The organism is Streptomyces sp. NPDC037100 (assembly GCF_055606225.1).
In genome coordinates, this window is sequence record NZ_JBVJSX010000007.1 from 70,643 (window position 1) to 88,480 (window position 17,838).

The window sequence follows — 17,838 nt, forward strand, 5'->3', positions numbered from 1 at the left end:
ACTTGTGATCGCCCTCTCCCTCGCCGAGATCGCAGAAGTCGTCGGCGGGCAGACGCACGACATACCGGATCCGTCCGTCCAGGTCACCGGCCCGGTGGTCCGGGACTCCCGAGAGGCGGGGCCGGGCAGCCTGTTCGTGGCCTTCGCCGGGGAACGCGTGGACGGCCACGACTTCGCGGCGGCGGTCGTCGAGGCGGGAGCGGTGGCCGTGCTCGGCACCCGGCCCGTCGGCGTCCCCGCGATCGTCGTGGACGACGTCCAGAGCGCCCTCGGCGCCCTCGCGCGGCACGTCGTACGACGTCTCGGCGCGACCCTCGTCGCCCTCACCGGCTCGGCGGGCAAGACCAGCACCAAGGACCTCATCGCGCAGGTACTGCAGCGCAAGGCGCCGACGGTCTTCACGCCCGGCTCGCTCAACAACGAGATCGGGCTGCCGCTGACCGCGCTCAGCGCCACCGAGGAGACGCGGTTCCTCGTCCTGGAGATGGGCGCCCGCGGCATCGGCCACATCCGCTACCTCACCGGCCTGACGCCCCCGAAGGTCGGCCTGGTCCTCAACGTCGGCAGCGCCCACATCGGCGAGTTCGGCGGCCGCGAGCAGATCGCGCAGGCCAAGGGCGAACTCGTCGAGGCCCTTCCCCCCGAGGCCGAGGGCGGCACCGCGATCCTCAACGCGGACGACCCCTACGTACGGGCCATGGCCTCCCGTACGAAGGCGAAGGTGCTCTTTTTCGGAGAGTCCGGCGAAGCGGACGTTCGCGCCGAGAACGTGCGACTCACGGACACCGGACAGCCTTCGTTCAGGCTTCACACACCCTCCGGTGCAAGCGATGTGACCATGCGCCTGTACGGTGAGCACCACGTGTCGAACGCGCTCGCCGCGGCCGCCGTCGCCCACGAGTTGGGCATGTCCGCTGACGAGATCGCCGTCGCGCTCTCCGAGGCGGGCTCCCTCTCCCGCTGGCGGATGGAGGTCACCGAGCGCCCGGACGGCGTGACGGTCGTCAACGACGCCTACAACGCGAACCCCGAGTCCATGCGAGCCGCTCTGCGCGCGCTCGCGGCGATGGGCAAAGCCTCACAGGCAAAGGGGGGCCGTACGTGGGCGGTGCTCGGCAAGATGGCCGAGCTCGGGGACGAGGCTCTCGCCGAGCACGACGCGGTCGGACGGCTCGCCGTCCGGCTCAACGTCAGCAAGCTCGTCGCGGTCGGTGGCAGGGAAGCCGCCTGGCTGCAACTGGGCGCATATAACGAGGGTTCGTGGGGTGAGGAGTCGGTGCACGTGTCCGACGCACAGGCGGCGGTCGACCTGTTGCGCAGCGAGCTGCGCCCGGGGGACGTCGTGCTCGTGAAGGCGTCCCGTTCGGTCGGTCTGGAGAGCGTGGCGCAGGCGCTCGTCGAGACCGGTGCCGAGGGTGAGGTTTCCGCCCGATGATGAAGCAGATCCTGTTCGCAGGAGTCATTGGCCTTTTCCTGACACTGGTCGGGACCCCGCTGCTGATCAAGCTGCTCGCCCGCAAGGGCTACGGCCAGTACATCCGCGACGACGGCCCGCGCGAGCACGCCAGCAAGCGCGGTACGCCGACCATGGGCGGTATCGCCTTCATCCTGGCCACGGTCGCCGCGTACTTCCTGGCCAAGGTGATCACGGGCTATCTGGACCCGGATGTCGACGCGGCGCCGACCTTCTCGGGCCTGCTGGTGCTCGGCCTGATGGTCGGCATGGGCCTGGTCGGCTTCCTCGACGACTACATCAAGATCGTCAAGCGGCGATCGCTCGGTCTGCGCGCCAAGGCCAAGATGGCCGGGCAGCTGATCGTCGGCGTCAGCTTCGCTGTGCTGTCGCTGCAGTTCGCGGACGCCCAGGGCCAGACCCCGGCGTCCACCAAGCTCTCCTTCGTCTATGACTTCGGCTGGTCCATCGGGCCGGTGCTGTTCGTCGTCTGGGCGCTGTTCATGATCCTCGCGATGTCGAACGGCGTGAACCTGACGGACGGCCTGGACGGCCTCGCCACCGGTGCGTCCGTGCTGGTGTTCAGTGCCTACACGTTCATCGGCGTCTGGCAGTTCCAGGAGTCCTGCGTGAACGCGGAGACCCTGACGAACCCGACGGCCTGTTACGAGGTGCGTGACCCGCTCGACCTCGCGGTCGTCTCCTCCGCGCTGATGGGCGCCTGCCTCGGCTTCCTGTGGTGGAACACGTCGCCCGCCAAGATCTTCATGGGCGACACCGGTTCGCTCGCCCTCGGCGGTGTGCTCGCCGGTCTCGCGATCTGCTCCCGCACTGAGCTGCTGCTCGCCATCCTCGGCGGCCTGTTCGTCCTGATCACCATGTCGGTCGTCATCCAGGTCGGCTCCTTCCGGCTCACCGGCAAGCGCGTCTTCAGAATGGCGCCACTCCAGCACCACTTCGAACTCAAAGGCTGGTCCGAAGTGCTCGTGGTGGTTCGTTTCTGGATCATCCAGGGCATTTGCGTAGTAGTCGGGCTGGGTCTTTTCTACGCGGGATGGGTAGCGGACAAGTGATCTCCTCGGAGCCCTTCGATTTCCAGGGCAAGCACGTCACCGTCGCCGGGCTCGGCGTCTCCGGCGTCCCGGCGGCCAAGGTCCTGCACGGCCTCGGCGCGATCGTCACGGTCGTCAACGACGGCGCCGACGAGCGCGCGCGGGCACAGGCGGCCGACCTGGAGGCGCTCGGCGTCACCGTGCGCCTCGGCGACGGCGACACCCTGCCGGAGGGCACCGACCTGATCGTCACCGCGCCCGGCTGGCAGCCGGACAAGCCGCTGTTCGCGGCGGCGGAGCAGGCGGGCGTCCCGATCTGGGGCGACGTCGAACTGGCCTGGCGCCTGCGCGGACCCGACGCCGCACCCTGGCTCGCCGTCACCGGCACCAACGGCAAGACCACCACCGTCCAGATGCTGGCGTCGATCCTGAAGGCGGCGGGCCTGCGCACCGCCGCCGTCGGCAACATCGGCGTCTCCCTGCTGGACGCGGTGCTCGGCGAGGAGCAGTACGACGTCCTGGCCGTGGAGCTGTCCAGCTACCAGCTGCACTGGGCGCCCTCCCTGCGCGCCCATTCGGCCGCCGTGCTGAACCTCGCCCCCGACCACCTCGACTGGCACGGCTCCATGGAGGCGTACGCCGCCGACAAGGGCCGCATCTACGAGGGCAACCGCATCGCCTGTGTCTACAACGTGGCCGACAAAGCCACCGAGGACCTGGTCCGCGAGGCCGACGTCGAGGAGGGCTGTCGCGCCGTCGGCTTCACCCTCGGCACCCCGGCGCCCTCCCAACTCGGCGTCGTCGAAGGCATCCTGGTCGACCGCGCCTTCGTCGAGAACCGGCAGAAGAACGCCCAGGAGCTCGCCGAGGTCGCCGACGTCAATCCGCCGGCTCCGCACAACATCGCCAACGCCCTCGCGGCCGCCGCCCTCGCCCGCGCCTACGGCGTGCCCGCCAAGGCGGTACGGGACGGCCTGCGGGCGTTCACCCCGGACGCGCACCGCATCGCGCACGTCGCGGACGTGGACGGCGTCGCCTGGATCGACGACTCCAAGGCCACCAACACCCATGCCGCGGAAGCCTCGTTGGCGGCCTACGAACCGATCGTGTGGATCGCGGGCGGGCTCGCGAAGGGCGCCACCTTCGACGAGCTGGTCGCCAAGTCGGCGAAGCGGCTGCGGGCCGCCGTGCTGATCGGTGCGGACCGCGCGCTCATCCGGGAAGCCCTGGCGCGACACGCCCCGGAGGTACCCGTCGTCGACCTCGACCGGACCGACACTGGGGCGATGCGCGCGGCGGTCCAGGAGGCGCGGAAACTCGCTCAGCCGGGCGACACGGTGCTGCTGGCTCCGGCCTGTGCCTCCATGGACATGTTCGCCAACTACAACAAGCGCGGGGACGCCTTCGCGGACGCCGTCCGTGAGCTCGGCTCCGCCGACGGCTGACCCGGGTCCGCCTCGCCCGGCGGCGGCGCCGGGCGTACCTGGGAGGGACGTGTGACACGGATGTGGCTGGTGCCCGAGCGGCCTGGGGGCGTGCGCCGCGCACCGTTCCCCTCCGGCACGGCAGGGTGAGCCGCGATGCCCACCAGCCGCACCGGACGGCCTCCGACCCCCCGCGCCCCCAAACGCCCCGTCGCGCCACGGCTCGCGCGTGAGAACCGTGTCCTGAGCCTCTACAGCCGCGTGCGCAGGGGCTGGGACCGCCCGCTGACCGCCTACTACCTGATCCTCGGCGGCAGTCTGCTGATCACCGTGCTGGGGCTGGTGATGGTCTACTCGGCCTCCCAGATCACCGCACTGCAGATGTCGCTGCCGGGTTCGTACTTCTTCCGCAAGCAGCTGCTCGCGGCGGGCATCGGCACCGGACTGCTGTTCGCGGCCTCGCGGATGCCGGTGAGACTCCACCGGGCGCTCGCCTACCCCATCCTCGCGGGCGCCGTCTTCCTCATGGCCCTGGTGCAGGTCCCGGGGATAGGGGTGTCGGTCAACGGCAACCAGAACTGGATCTCCCTCGGCGGCTCCTTCCAGATCCAGCCCAGCGAGTTCGGCAAGCTCGCCCTCGTGCTGTGGGGCGCCGACCTGCTCGCCCGCAAGCAGGACAAGAGGCTGCTGAACCAGTGGAAGCACATGCTCGTGCCCCTGGTGCCGGCCGCCTTCATGCTGCTCGGTCTGATCATGATCGGCGGCGACATGGGCACGGCCATCATTCTCACGGCCATCCTGTTCGGCCTGCTCTGGCTGGCCGGCGCCCCCACGCGGCTGTTCGCCGGGGTGCTGTCGATCGCCGCCGTCCTCGGCCTGATCCTCATCAAGACCAGCCCCAACCGCATGGCCCGCCTGCAGTGCCTGGGCGCCACGGAACCCCAGTCGGGGCCCGTCGACTGCTGGCAGGCCGTGCACGGGATCTACGCCCTGGCCTCCGGCGGAATCTTCGGCTCCGGCCTGGGGGCGAGTGTGGAGAAATGGGGCCAACTCCCCGAAGCCCACACGGACTTCATCTTCGCCGTCACCGGTGAGGAACTGGGCCTGGCGGGGACGCTGTCGGTACTCGCCCTCTTCGCGGCTCTAGGCTATGCGGGTATCCGCGTGGCCGGACGCACGGAGGACCCCTTCGTGAGGTATGCCGCGGGAGGCGTGACCACCTGGATCACGGCCCAGGCCGTGATCAACATCGGTGCGGTGCTCGGTCTGCTGCCGATCGCCGGCGTCCCCCTCCCGCTGTTCTCCTACGGGGGCTCCGCCCTGCTGCCGACCATGTTCGCCATCGGGCTGCTGATCGCCTTCGCGCGTCAGGACCCCGCTGCGCGGATGGCGCTTGCGATGCGGCAACCCCGCTTTGGTAGAAAGCGGGGGGCGGGGGGCACCGGTTCCGGTCGGAGTCCCCGGAGATGGAACACGATGCGACGGCGTGCCTCGGTGGCGCGCTCGTCCGGAGAGCGGTGAATTTCGGTGCATGTCGTACTCGCCGGCGGAGGAACCGCGGGCCACATCGAGCCCGCGCTCGCCCTCGCGGACGCCCTGCGCAGGCAGGACCCGAGCGTGGGCATCACGGCCCTGGGCACGGAGCGCGGCCTCGAGACCCGTCTCGTACCCGAGCGCGGGTACGAACTCGCGCTGATCCCCGCCGTTCCGCTGCCGCGCAAGCCCACCCCCGAGCTGATCACCGTCCCGGGCCGGCTGCGCGGCACGATCAAGGCGACCGAGCAGATCCTGGAGCGCACCCGGGCGGACGCCGTGGTCGGCTTCGGCGGCTACGTCGCCCTGCCCGGCTACCTCGCGGCCAAGCGCCTGGGCGTGCCGATCGTGATCCACGAGGCCAACGCCCGCCCGGGCCTGGCCAACAAGATCGGCTCGCGGTACGCCAGTCAGGTCGCCGTCTCCACGCCCGACAGCAAGCTGCGGGGCGCCCGCTACATCGGCATCCCGCTGCGCCGCTCCATCGCCACACTGGACCGGGCCGCCGTACGCCCGGAGGCCCGGGCCGCGTTCGGGCTCGACCCGAACCTGCCCACGCTGCTGGTCACCGGTGGCTCGCAGGGCGCCCGCCGCCTGAACGAGGTCGTCCAGCAGGTCGCGCCCTGGCTGCAGCAGGCCGGGATCCAGATCCTGCACGCGGTCGGCCCGAAGAACGAACTGCCGCAGGTCCAGCAGATGCCGGGGATGCCCCCCTATGTCCCGGTAAGTTACCTGGACCGGATGGACCTCGCGTACGCCGCGGCCGACATGATGCTCTGCCGCGCGGGCGCGATGACCGTCGCCGAACTCTCCGCCGTCGGGCTCCCGGCCGCCTATGTCCCGCTGCCCATCGGCAACGGTGAACAGCGGCTCAACGCCCAGCCGGTGGTCAAGGCCGGCGGTGGACTGCTGGTCGACGACGCGGAGCTGACCCCCGAGTGGGTCCAGCGACACGTCCTGCCCGTGCTCGCCGACCCGCACCGGCTGTATCAGATGTCCCGTGCCGCCGCCGAGTTCGGCCGCCGGGACGCCGACGACCTGCTCGTCGGCATGGTGTACGAGGCGATCGCCGCCAACCGTGCACACCGATAGGACTGTATGACGGAAGGCAGGGGAGCGTGGCCGGATCGACCACCGCCGAACGCGGTGAACGCCAGCAGGAGTCGTCCGGCCCGCCGCCCCGCCTGCGGTCGAGGCGCGCCCGGCTCCGGGCGATCGTCCTCCTGGGCCTCGCCCTGGTCTTCCTCGGCATCCCGACGGTCTGGCTTTTCTACGGCTCCGACTGGTTGCGCGCCGAGCACGTCTCCGTCTCCGGCACCCGCGTCCTGACACCGGCTCAGGTCGAAGCGGCGGCCGAGGTTCCGTTCGGCAAGCCGCTGATTTCCGTCGACACCGATGCGATCGAGACGCGACTGCGCCGGAAATTGCCCCGAATTGACGCGGTTGACGTGGTCCGTTCCTGGCCCCATGGAATCGACCTGAAAGTGGTTGAGCGGACTCCGGTTCTGATTGTCCAAAAGGGCGGAAAGTTCGTCGAAGTGGACGATGACGGTGTCCGCTTCGCCACGGTTTCCGAAGCCCCGAAAGGCGTCCCGGCACTGGAATTGACGCTCGCCCGGTCCGGCTCCGCCGCCGCGAGCCTGCGCCGCTTCGGCGAGGCCCGGCTGGTGCGCGAGGCCGTCGGCGTCGCCCGCGCGCTTCCGGCCGCCGTCGCGCGCGACACACGGACCGTCAAGGTCCGTTCCTACGACGACATCTCGCTGGAGTTGAGCGGCGGCCGCACGGTGGTCTGGGGAAGCAGTGAGAAGGGTGCCGCGAAGGCCCGTACGCTCACCGCTCTGATGAAAGCCTCGCCCGATGCGGGGTACTTCGACGTGAGTGTCCCCACCGCACCCGCGTCATCGGCGAGTTGACGCACATCCGCGCAGGCCAGCACCCTGGTTGGGCAGTGCTACGGCTGATCACATAGGGTGAAAAGAAAAACGGGAGGTTCGGCGTGTTCGTTGAACGCGCGCCACTTGTCGACTTAGTGTCCTGTTCAGAAGACTCCAAGGAACGGACACACTGGTAACCCTAAACTTCAGGGTTAGGGTTCGGGTCGGCGATACGGACCGTCCCATTCGGCATCAGTCGTCGGGTCGCGGGGCGCAGGGCGTCACGCTGATCCGTCGACACGTAACTCGAGGCGAGAGGCCTTCGACGTGGCAGCACCGCAGAACTACCTCGCAGTCATCAAAGTCATCGGTGTCGGCGGCGGTGGTGTCAATGCCATCAACCGGATGATCGAGGTCGGTCTCAAGGGCGTCGAGTTCATCGCCATCAACACCGACGCGCAAGCTCTGTTGATGAGCGACGCCGACGTCAAGCTGGACGTCGGCCGTGAACTCACCCGCGGACTCGGCGCCGGCGCCAACCCGGCCGTGGGCCGCAAGGCCGCCGAGGACCACCGCGAGGAGATCGAGGAGGTCCTCAAGGGGGCCGACATGGTCTTCGTGACAGCCGGTGAAGGCGGCGGCACCGGCACCGGCGGCGCGCCCGTCGTGGCCAACATCGCCCGCTCGCTCGGTGCCCTCACCATCGGTGTGGTCACGCGCCCGTTCACCTTCGAGGGACGGCGGCGCGCGAACCAGGCCGAGGACGGCATCGCCGAACTCCGTGAAGAGGTCGACACCCTCATCGTCATCCCGAACGACCGGCTGCTGTCCATCTCGGACCGCCAGGTCTCGGTGCTGGACGCCTTCAAGTCGGCCGACCAGGTCCTGCTCTCCGGTGTCCAGGGCATCACCGACCTCATCACCACCCCGGGCCTCATCAACCTCGACTTCGCCGACGTCAAGTCGGTCATGTCCGAGGCCGGCTCGGCCCTCATGGGCATCGGCTCGGCCCGCGGCGACGACCGTGCGGTGGCAGCGGCCGAGATGGCGATCTCCTCGCCGCTGCTGGAGGCGTCCATCGACGGCGCCCGCGGTGTGCTGCTCTCCATCTCGGGTGGCTCCGACCTCGGTCTGTTCGAGATCAACGAGGCCGCCCAGCTGGTGAGCGAGGCAGCCCACCCCGAGGCCAACATCATCTTCGGCGCGGTGATCGACGACGCCCTCGGCGACGAGGTGCGGGTCACCGTGATCGCGGCCGGCTTCGACGGCGGCCAGCCGCCCGCCAAGCGGGACAACGTCCTCGGCTCGTCCTCGGCCAAGCGTGAGGAGCCGGCCCCGGTACGGCAGACCGAGAGCCGTCCGTCCTTCGGATCGCTCGGCAGCGTGACCCCGAAGGAGGACCCGGAGCCCGCGCCCGAGCCGGTCAAGGACATCCCGGTCGCCCCGCCGGTCACGCCGGCGCCGCGGACCTACTCGGACAGCGCGGCCGAGGAACTGGACGTACCGGACTTCCTCAAGTGATCCTTCAGTCGTGATAGGACAGCGCGAAAGCGCGAGCGGCGCGCACTTCGGCTTCACCGACCGGTGGGGCGGGGTGAGCGCCGCTCCGTATGAGGAGCTCAACCTCGGCGGAGCGGTCGGTGACGCTCCCGACGCCGTACGCACCAACCGGGAGCTGGCCGCCAAGCACCTGGGCGTCGAGCCGGACCGGGTCGTCTGGATGAACCAGGTGCACGGGGCCGACGTCGCGGTGGTGGACGGACCATGGGGATCCTCGGCCGCGATCCCGTCGGTCGACGCGATCGTCACCACGCGCCGGGGGCTCGCCCTCGCCGTGCTCACCGCCGACTGCGTGCCCGTACTGCTCGCCGACCCCGCCGCCGGAATCGTCGCGGCGGCCCACGCGGGCCGGCCCGGCATGATCGCCGGAGTCGTGCCGGCCGCCGTGCGCGCGATGACGGAACTGGGTGCCGAGCCCTCCCGGATCGTCGCCCGCACCGGGCCCACCGTCTGCGGCCGGTGTTACGAAGTGCCGGAGGCGATGCGCGCCGAGGTGTCCGCCATCGAGCCGGCGGCGTACGCCGAAACCAGTTGGGGCACACCGGCGGTCGACGTGAGCGCCGGAGTGCACGCCCAGCTCGAACGGCTCGGAGTGCGTGACCGGGAGCAGTCGCCGGTGTGCACGCTGGAGTCGCGCGATCACTTCTCGTACCGCCGCGACCGCACCACCGGTCGGCTCGCGGGTTATGTGTGGCTGGACTGATAGGGCATGACGGACCGTAAAGATGAACTCGCCGCGAATCTGGCGAGAGTGGAGCGGCGCATCGCCGACGCGTGCGCGGCCGCGGGGCGGGCGCGTGACGAGGTGACCCTGATCGTGGTCACCAAGACCTACCCCGCGAGCGACGTGCGGATCCTCGCGGAACTCGGTGTGCGGCACGTCGCCGAGAACCGCGACCAGGACGCGGCCCCCAAGGCCGCGGCCTGCTCGGATCTGCCCCTCACATGGCACTTTGTGGGTCAACTCCAGACCAACAAGGTGCGCTCGGTGGCCGGTTACGCGGATTTCGTGCAGTCCGTCGATCGTTCCAAGCTCGTCACAGCTTTGTCGAAGGAGGCCGTCCGGACCGGGCGCGAACTGGGATGCCTCCTCCAGGTCGCACTCGACGCCGGTGAGAGTGCCCGGGGCGAGCGGGGCGGCGTCGCGCCCGACGGGATCGGGGAGTTGGCCGATCTCGTGGCCGGCGCGCCGGGGCTGCGGCTCGACGGACTGATGACCGTCGCGCCGCTCACCGGCGAGTACGCCGGACGCGAACGGGCGGCCTTCGAGCGGTTGGTGGTTTTGTCGACCGACCTGCGCCGGAGGCACCGGACTGCCACCATGGTCTCGGCAGGGATGAGTACGGACCTCGAACAGGCCGTGGCGGCCGGAGCGACACATGTGCGCGTCGGCAGCGCGGTACTCGGAGTCCGCCCCAGGCTCGGGTAACGTCGCCAAGAAGTCGGACCACAGCAGAAAATATGGTCATTGCCGCCGAAAGGTGGATTCAAGGACCACGTGGATCGCGGGCACTTGGCAGTCGTCAGCCGATCCACCACAGAGCGGAGGACTCAGAGCATGGCCGGCGCGATGCGCAAGATGGCGGTCTACCTCGGCCTCGTGGAGGACGATGGGTACGACGGCCGCGGATTCGACCCCGACGACGACTTCGAACCCGAACTGGACCCGGAGCCCGAGCGGGACCACCGACGGCACGAGCCGTCCCACCAGCCGCACGTCTCACATCAGCCCCAAAGGGACGAAGAGGTACGAGTCGTACAGCCGCCCGCACCTCGCGAACCGGCCGCCCGCTCCGCTTCGCTACCCGCGGAATCCAGCCGCCCGGCGCGCATCGCGCCCGTGGCGTCCATCACACAAGAACGCGCAAATCTGGAGAAGAACGCACCGGTGATCATGCCCAAGGTCGTGTCCGAACGAGAGCCTTACCGGATCACCACGCTTCACCCACGGACCTACAACGAGGCCCGTACCATCGGGGAACACTTCCGTGAAGGCACTCCGGTGATCATGAATCTGACTGAGATGGACGACACAGATGCGAAGCGACTTGTCGACTTTGCGGCAGGTTTGGTGTTTGGTCTTCACGGCAGTATCGAGCGGGTGACGCAGAAGGTGTTCCTGTTGTCGCCTGCTAACGTCGATGTCACGGCGGAGGACAAGGCCCGCATCGCAGAGGGCGGGTTCTTCAACCAGAGCTGAGACGCACCACCGGAACAGCAGTACCGAGCAGGGCACAGGGGAGAGGGAAGCAAGAGGTCATGAGCGTGGTTTTGGATGTCGTCTACATCGCGCTGATGTGCTTCCTCATCGTGCTCATCTTCCGACTGGTCATGGACTATGTCTTCCAGTTCGCCCGCTCATGGCAACCCGGCAAGGCGATGGTGGTCGTTCTGGAGGCCACCTACACTGTCACTGATCCACCGCTCAAGCTTCTGCGGCGGGTCATTCCGCCGCTGCGTCTCGGGGGCGTGGCGCTAGACCTGTCCTTCTTCGTACTGATGATCATCGTCTACATCCTGATCTCGATCGTGAGCCGGCTGTGATGAGCGATGTGACCTTCCGTCTTGCCGAATGCCGACGACTACGTTGAGGTGAAGAGATGCCGTTGACCCCCGAGGACGTGCGGAACAAGCAGTTCACGACCGTCCGCCTCCGAGAAGGCTATGACGAGGACGAGGTCGATGCCTTCCTCGACGAGGTCGAAGCCGAACTGACCCGCCTGCTCCGCGAGAACGAGGACCTGCGCGCCAAACTGGCCGCGGCCACGCGCGCTGCTGCGCAGAACCAGCAGAACATGCGCAAGCCTCCGGAGCCGCAGCAGGATCAGCAGCAACAGCAGCAGGGTATGCGCGGTCCTGGTGGTCCTGTCCCCGCCGGCATATCGGGCCCGCCGCAGCAGCAGATGGGTGGCCCCATGGGTGGTCCGCCCCAGCTGCCGAGCGGTGCCCCGCAGCTGCCCGCCGGTCCCGGCGGTCAGGGGGGACCTCAGGGTCCCGGCCCGATGGGCCAGGGTCCGGGTCCGATGGGCCAGCCCCCGATGCAGCAGCAGATGGGCGGCCCCATGGGCGGCCCCGGCCCCATGGGCGGTCCGATGGGCGGCCCCGGTCAGCAAGGCCCCGGTGGCGACAGCGCCGCCCGTGTCCTCTCGCTGGCCCAGCAGACCGCCGACCAGGCGATCGCCGAGGCTCGCTCCGAGGCCAACAAGATCGTCGGCGAGGCGCGTTCGCGTGCCGAGGGTCTGGAGCGTGACGCCCGTGCCAAGGCCGACGCCCTGGAGCGGGACGCGCAGGAGAAGCACCGCGTCGCGATGGGCTCCCTGGAGTCCGCCCGCGCCACGCTGGAGCGCAAGGTCGAGGACCTGCGCGGCTTCGAGCGCGAGTACCGCACGCGCCTGAAGTCGTACCTGGAGTCGCAGCTGCGCCAGCTGGAGACCCAGGCCGACGACTCGCTGGCTCCGCCGCGCACCCCGGCGACCGCGTCCCTCCCGCCGTCCCCGGCGCCTTCCATGGCTCCGGCCGGCGCGAGCGCCCCGTCCTACGGCGGTGGCAACCAGACGATGGGTGGCGCACCCTCGCCGTCCGGTCCGTCCTACGGCGGCCAGCAGCAGATGTCGCCGGCGATGACCCAGCCGATGGCTCCGGTCCGTCCGCAGGGCCCGTCCCCGATGGGTCAGGCGCCCTCGCCGATGCGGGGCTTCCTGATCGACGAGGATGACAACTGACGGCCTGATGGCCAGTAGTACGGCATAGACGTCGGCAGCGTTCAGGGCGAGGCCCCGGGTTCCCACCCGGGGCCTCGCCCTTTTGCCCCGTGTGTTCGTCACCGCGCACCCGTGTTCGTGCGGACGCAACGCCGAAGGCCCGGGCCCGCCAAGATCTTTGGCGGGCCCGGGCCTTCGGGCTGTTCGGCCTGAGTCTTAGGCCTTGCGCAGGCGGAACGTCAGGGACAGCCCCTCGTCGGTGAAGGGCTCGCCGTAGGTGTCGTCCGCCTCGCCCTGGGCGAAGTCCGTTGCCAGGACCTCGTCGGCGATCAGACCGGCGTGCTCGGCCAGGGCCTCGGTGACGGCCGGGTCGGTCGCCGTCCAGCGCAGCGCGATGCGGTCGGCCACGTCGAGGCCGCTGTTCTTGCGGGCCTCCTGGATCAGGCGGATCGCATCACGGGCCAGGCCCGCCCGGCGCAGCTCCTCGGTGATCTCCAGGTCCAGGGCGACCGTCGCGCCCGCGTCGGAGGCCACCGACCACCCCTCGCGGGGGGTCTCCGTGATGATGACCTCGTCGGGCGCCAGCGCGATGGTCTCGCCGTCGACCTCCACCGATGCCGTGCCCTCGCGCAGGGCCAGGGACAGGGCGGCCGCGTCCGCGTTCGCGACGGCCTTGGCCACGTCCTGGACGCGCTTGCCGAACCGCTTGCCCAGCGCGCGGAAGTTGGCCTTCGCCGTGGTGTCGACCAGGCTGCCGCCGACCTCGCTCAGCGTCGCCAGGGACTCGACGTTCAGCTCCTCCGTGATCTGCGCGCGCAGTTCGGAGCCCAGCGCGTCGAAGCCCGTCGCCGCGATCAGTGCGCGGGACAGCGGCTGACGCGTCTTGACGCCCGACTCCGCGCGCGTGGCCCGGCCCAGCTCCACCAGCCGGCGCACCAGCACCATCTGCTTCGACAGCTCCGGGTCGATGGCGCCGAGGTCCGCCTGCGGCCAGGACGACAGGTGAACCGACTCGGGGGCGCCCGGGGTGACCGGGACGATCAGGTCCTGCCAGACCCGCTCGGCGATGAACGGGGTCAGCGGGGCCATCAGCTGCGTGACCGTTTCGACGACCTCGTGCAGGGTGCGCAGGGCCGCCTTGTCGCCCTGCCAGAAGCGGCGACGGGAGCGGCGCACGTACCAGTTGGACAGGTCGTCGACGAACGCGGACAGCAGCTTGCCGGCGCGCTGGGTGTCGTAGGCGTCCAGCGCCTGGGTGACCTGGTCGGTGAGGGCGTGCAGTTCGGACAGCAGCCAGCGGTCCAGGACCGGGCGGTCGGCCGGGGCCGGGTCGGCCTCGGACGGGGCCCAGCCCGTGGTACGGGCGTAGAGGGCCTGGAAGGCGACCGTGTTCCAGTACGTCAGGAGCGTCTTGCGGACGACCTCCTGGATCGTGCCGTGGCCCACGCGGCGGGCCGCCCACGGGGAGCCGCCGGCCACCATGAACCAGCGCACCGCGTCGGCGCCGTGCCGGTCCATCAGCGGGATCGGTTCCAGGGTGTTGCCCAGGTGCTTGGACATCTTGCGGCCGTCCTCGGCGAGGATGTGGCCGAGGCAGACGACGTTCTCGTACGAGGACTTGTCGAAGACCAGCGTGCCGACGGCCATCAGCGTGTAGAACCAGCCGCGCGTCTGGTCGATGGCCTCGCAGATGAACTGCGCCGGGTAGCGGGCTTCGAACAGCTCCTTGTTCTTGTACGGGTAGCCCCACTGCGCGAACGGCATCGAACCCGAGTCGTACCAGGCGTCGATCACCTCGGGCACGCGCGTGGCCGTCTTTCCGCAACCGCCCTGCGGGCAGGCGAAGGTGACCTCGTCGATGAACGGGCGGTGCGGGTCGAGGCCCGACTGGTCCGTGCCGGTCAGCTCGGTCAGCTCCGCGAGGGAGCCGGCACAGGTGAGGTGGTCGTCCTCGCAGCGCCAGATGGGCAGCGGGGTGCCCCAGTAGCGGTTGCGGGACAGCGCCCAGTCGATGTTGTTGTTCAGCCAGTCGCCGTACCGGCCGTGCTTGACCGTCTCCGGGAACCAGTTGGTGCCCTCGTTCTCCGCGAGGAGGCGGTCCTTGAGCGCCGTGGTGCGGATGTACCAGGAGGGCTGCGCGTAGTAGAGGAGCGCGGTGTGGCAGCGCCAGCAGTGCGGGTAGCTGTGCTCGTACGGGATGTGCTTGAAGAGCAGGCCGCGGCTGTCGAGGTCCTCGGTGAGCTTCTCGTCGGCCTTCTTGAAGAAGACGCCGCCGACGAGGGGGACGTCCTCGTCGAAGGTGCCGTCCGGGCGGACCGGGTTCACGACCGGCAGGCCGTAGGAGCGGCAGACCTTGAGGTCGTCCTCACCGAAGGCGGGGGACTGGTGGACCAGACCCGTGCCGTCCTCGGTCGTGACGTACTCGGCGTTGACCACGAAGTGGGCGTCGGCCGGGAACTCCACCAGTTCGAAGGGGCGCTGGTACGTCCAGCGCTCCATCTCGGCGCCGGTGAAGGACTGGCCGGTGGTCTCCCAGCCCTCGCCGAGGGCCTTGGCGAGGAGCGGCTCGGCGACGACGAGCTTCTCCGAACCCTCCGGGCCCTTCGTCGCCACGACGTAGGTGACCTCGGGGTGGGCGGCGACGGCGGTGTTGGACACCAGGGTCCACGGGGTCGTCGTCCAGACCAGGAGCGCGGCCTCGCCGGCGAGCGGGCCGGAGGTGAGCGGGAAGCGGACGAAGACCGACGGGTCGACGACCGTCTCGTAGCCCTGTGCCAGTTCGTGGTCCGACAGGCCCGTGCCGCAGCGGGGGCACCAGGGGGCGACGCGGTGGTCCTGGACCAGCAGGCCCTTGTTGAAGATCTCCTTCAGCGACCACCAGACCGACTCGATGTACTCGGGGTCCATCGTGCGGTACGGGTCCTGGAGGTCGGTCCAGTAGCCCATGCGGGTCGTGAGCGCCTCGAAGGCGTCCGTGTGCCGGGTCACCGACTCGCGGCACTTCGCGTTGAACTCCGCGATGCCGTAGGCCTCGATGTCCTGCTTACCGGAGAAGCCGAGCTCCTTCTCGACGGCGAGCTCGACGGGGAGGCCGTGGCAGTCCCAGCCGGCCTTGCGGGCCACGTGGTAGCCGCGCATGGTGCGGAAGCGGGGGAAGACGTCCTTGAAGACGCGTGCCTCGATGTGGTGGGCACCGGGCATGCCGTTGGCGGTGGGCGGGCCCTCGTAGAACACCCACTCGGGGCGGCCCTCGGACTGCTCCAGGCTCTTGGCGAAGATCTTCTGCTCGCGCCAGAAGTCGAGCACGGCGTGCTCGAGGGCGGGCAGGTCGACCTGGGCGGGCACCTGGCGGTACGTCGGCGATGTCATCAGCGGGCTTCCTCCGGCGGACTTGCTGCCTTCCGTCCGGAGGGACGAGAGCTACGTCTGCCTGCGCCGCCTTCGGCGCGCTCCCGCGGTACCACCCTCCTTGGCCCTCCGGCACGGGGTGTGCGCCGGCGAGCCCCCTCATTGGGGTCGCGATGCCGGGTCTACCGGCCGCAGCCCACTGGCTCCGGCTTTCTTCCGGCGGCTCCGGGGTGATCTTCACGTCGCGCTCGCCCCCGGGCTTCCACCGTCCCCGGGTCGCTCTGGGCTGCGTACGCCGCTACTCGTCCCCATCCACGCTTTTCGCTCCGCCCAGTGTACGGCGCCGTGCGGACAGCGGCCGACCGGTTTCCGGGGCGGCCGGGGCCGGTGTGCCGCGTGGTGTGCGATATGGGTTTGATGACCCGAATAGCACGGTATAGGTGTTCGGATCCTGGGACGTCCGGCTCGGCGGATTACCGGGCGGGGAGCTGGGCACAACGGATGCATGCTCGCCGCACGGCGTGCGCGAGGCGGGCGAATCGAGCGGTGTGCCCCGTTGCCGCGGGACTCGAGTCGATTTATCGTCCCAGCACGATTCGCGAGCAAGATCACAATATGTGAAGGGGCCGCGGCCATGGTGGCGAAGAAGACCGCCGTACAGCAGCCGGCGTCCGGCAGGTCCGCGAAGGCCGCCGGCGGCGCTGCGAAGGACGTGGGCGGGAAGAAGTCAACCCAGGGGGGTTCGGCGGGGCGGGCGGCGAAGGAGCACGCGGGGAAGGCGGCCGAGGGGACGAGGGCGGCCGGGGCGAAGAGGGCCAGGAGGAAGGCGACGGCGGAGAAGGCCGTGGCCCAGGAAGGGGTGGCTTCGCGTGCCGTGACCGAGAAGGCACCGGCCAAGGCGGCCGCGGTGAGAGCGGCACCGGCCAAGGCGGCCGCGGTGAGAGCGGCACCCGCAAAGGCGGCCACGGCCAAAACGGCAGCGGCCGGGAAGGGCGCGGCGAAGGCATCGGCCGAGCGGGGACCGGCCGAGCGGGCGGCGGGGAGGAAGACGGCAGGCAAGAGGCCGGCGGCCGGGAGGACCACCCCGGCCGAGGAGACGACCGCCGGGAGGGCGGGAGGCAGGGCGAGGGGCACGAAGGCGGTCGGTGGATCGGCCGACGTCGAGAAGGCCGTCGGCGGGGCGGCGGCGGGCGCGAAGGCCGGCAGGAAGGCCGCCGCCAAGAAGGCCCCACCCGAGAAGGCCCCGGCCGAGAAGGCCGCCGGAGGCAAGAGCACCACCACGAAGAGCGCGGCCGGGAAGGGCGCTGCCCGGACCGGCGCGGTCACACAGGACACGGCCGCGACCAGCACGGCCAAGAAGGCGGGTGCGGCGGAGGCCGCGCAGCAGACGGGAGCGACGACGGTGGTTGCGAAGAAGACTCCTGGCCCGGCCACGGCGGCGAAGACCGCCGTTCCCAAGGCACGGGTGGCCGCGGCGGAGCCCGGCGAGCTCGCGGTACGCCTCGGCGAGGACCCCTGGACGGCGGAGGAGGTCGAGGAGGCGCGGTCCGAGCTGACCTCCGAGGAGACCCGGCTGCGGGAGGAGATCACGTCGTCGGAGCGCTCGCTCGCGGGCCTGATGCGGGACTCGGGGGACGGCGCGGGCGACGACCAGGCGGACACCGGCACCAAGAACATCACCCGCGAGCACGAGCTGGCCCTGGCCGCCAACGCGCGCGAGATGCTCCTCCAGACCGAGCGCGCCCTGGAACGCCTGCACGCGGGCACCTACGGCCTGTGCGAGAACTGCGGCAATCCCATCGGCAAGGCCCGGATGCAGGCCTTCCCGCGCGCCACGCTCTGCGTGGAGTGCAAGCAGAAGCAGGAGCGCCGGTACTGACGGGCCGCCGAATG

14 protein-coding genes are annotated in these 17,838 nt (G+C 70.1%); 13 read left to right on the forward strand and 1 reads right to left on the reverse strand.

Annotated elements, in window-relative coordinates; translation table 11 throughout:
• Window positions 1–4 precede the first annotated feature (4 nt).
• From ACZ7EG_RS23350 to ACZ7EG_RS23405, 12 genes are all read left to right on the forward strand, one after another.
• Complete coding sequence (locus ACZ7EG_RS23350; protein ID WP_471082106.1) at window positions 5–1,435, forward strand: UDP-N-acetylmuramoyl-tripeptide--D-alanyl-D-alanine ligase; 1,431 nt, start codon at window positions 5–7, stop codon at window positions 1,433–1,435.
• Window positions 1,435–2,526 carry a phospho-N-acetylmuramoyl-pentapeptide-transferase gene (gene mraY, locus ACZ7EG_RS23355; protein ID WP_471083023.1) on the forward strand — a complete coding sequence of 364 codons (1,092 nt, stop codon included), beginning with the start codon at window positions 1,435–1,437 and terminating at the stop codon, window positions 2,524–2,526. The genes ACZ7EG_RS23350 and mraY overlap by 1 nt, the downstream gene beginning before the upstream one ends.
• A complete protein-coding gene (gene murD / locus ACZ7EG_RS23360) occupies window positions 2,508–3,950 on the forward strand; it encodes a UDP-N-acetylmuramoyl-L-alanine--D-glutamate ligase (protein WP_471082109.1) in 1,443 nt (480 codons plus the stop codon). Before mraY ends, murD begins: the two co-directional genes overlap by 19 nt.
• Window positions 3,951–4,085: 135 nt before the next feature.
• Window positions 4,086–5,450 (forward strand): putative lipid II flippase FtsW, encoded by a 1,365-nt coding sequence (gene ftsW / locus ACZ7EG_RS23365; protein ID WP_471082112.1) that lies wholly within the window; start codon window positions 4,086–4,088, stop codon window positions 5,448–5,450.
• A 6-nt stretch (window positions 5,451–5,456) separates the two neighbouring features.
• On the forward strand, window positions 5,457–6,554 hold the full coding sequence (murG, locus tag ACZ7EG_RS23370; RefSeq protein ID WP_053671898.1) for an undecaprenyldiphospho-muramoylpentapeptide beta-N-acetylglucosaminyltransferase: 1,098 nt from the start codon (window positions 5,457–5,459) through the stop codon (window positions 6,552–6,554).
• 26 nt (window positions 6,555–6,580) lie between these two features.
• Window positions 6,581–7,375, forward strand: coding sequence for a cell division protein FtsQ/DivIB (locus ACZ7EG_RS23375; RefSeq protein ID WP_471082115.1), 795 nt, complete (start codon window positions 6,581–6,583; stop codon window positions 7,373–7,375).
• 288 nt (window positions 7,376–7,663) lie between these two features.
• Window positions 7,664–8,857 carry a cell division protein FtsZ gene (gene ftsZ / locus ACZ7EG_RS23380; protein WP_381460339.1) on the forward strand — a complete coding sequence of 398 codons (1,194 nt, stop codon included), beginning with the start codon at window positions 7,664–7,666 and terminating at the stop codon, window positions 8,855–8,857.
• A gap of 10 nt (window positions 8,858–8,867) precedes the next feature.
• A complete protein-coding gene (pgeF, locus tag ACZ7EG_RS23385) occupies window positions 8,868–9,599 on the forward strand; it encodes a peptidoglycan editing factor PgeF (protein WP_471082118.1) in 732 nt (243 codons plus the stop codon).
• A 6-nt stretch (window positions 9,600–9,605) separates the two neighbouring features.
• Complete coding sequence (locus ACZ7EG_RS23390) at window positions 9,606–10,325, forward strand: YggS family pyridoxal phosphate-dependent enzyme (protein WP_471082121.1); 720 nt, start codon at window positions 9,606–9,608, stop codon at window positions 10,323–10,325.
• Between the two features lie 129 nt (window positions 10,326–10,454).
• Window positions 10,455–11,096 (forward strand): cell division protein SepF, encoded by a 642-nt coding sequence (locus ACZ7EG_RS23395; RefSeq protein ID WP_062926338.1) that lies wholly within the window; start codon window positions 10,455–10,457, stop codon window positions 11,094–11,096.
• Between the two features lie 59 nt (window positions 11,097–11,155).
• Window positions 11,156–11,440, forward strand: a complete 285-nt coding sequence (locus ACZ7EG_RS23400) for a YggT family protein (protein ID WP_030248691.1) — start codon at window positions 11,156–11,158, stop codon at window positions 11,438–11,440.
• A gap of 56 nt (window positions 11,441–11,496) precedes the next feature.
• The gene (locus tag ACZ7EG_RS23405) at window positions 11,497–12,618 is read left to right on the forward strand and encodes a DivIVA domain-containing protein (protein ID WP_351637003.1); all 1,122 of its coding nucleotides are present in this window, start codon (window positions 11,497–11,499) and stop codon (window positions 12,616–12,618) included.
• Window positions 12,619–12,813: 195 nt separating this feature from the next.
• On the opposite strand, the gene ileS is transcribed toward ACZ7EG_RS23405, so the two are convergent.
• The gene (ileS, locus tag ACZ7EG_RS23410) at window positions 12,814–15,966 is read right to left on the reverse strand and encodes an isoleucine--tRNA ligase (RefSeq protein WP_471082126.1); all 3,153 of its coding nucleotides are present in this window, start codon (window positions 15,964–15,966) and stop codon (window positions 12,814–12,816) included.
• Window positions 15,967–16,579: 613 nt separating this feature from the next.
• On the opposite strand from ileS, the gene ACZ7EG_RS23415 reads away from it, so the two are divergent.
• Window positions 16,580–17,824, forward strand: coding sequence for a TraR/DksA family transcriptional regulator (locus ACZ7EG_RS23415; RefSeq protein WP_471082129.1), 1,245 nt, complete (start codon window positions 16,580–16,582; stop codon window positions 17,822–17,824).
• The last annotated feature ends 14 nt before the right edge of the window (window positions 17,825–17,838 follow it).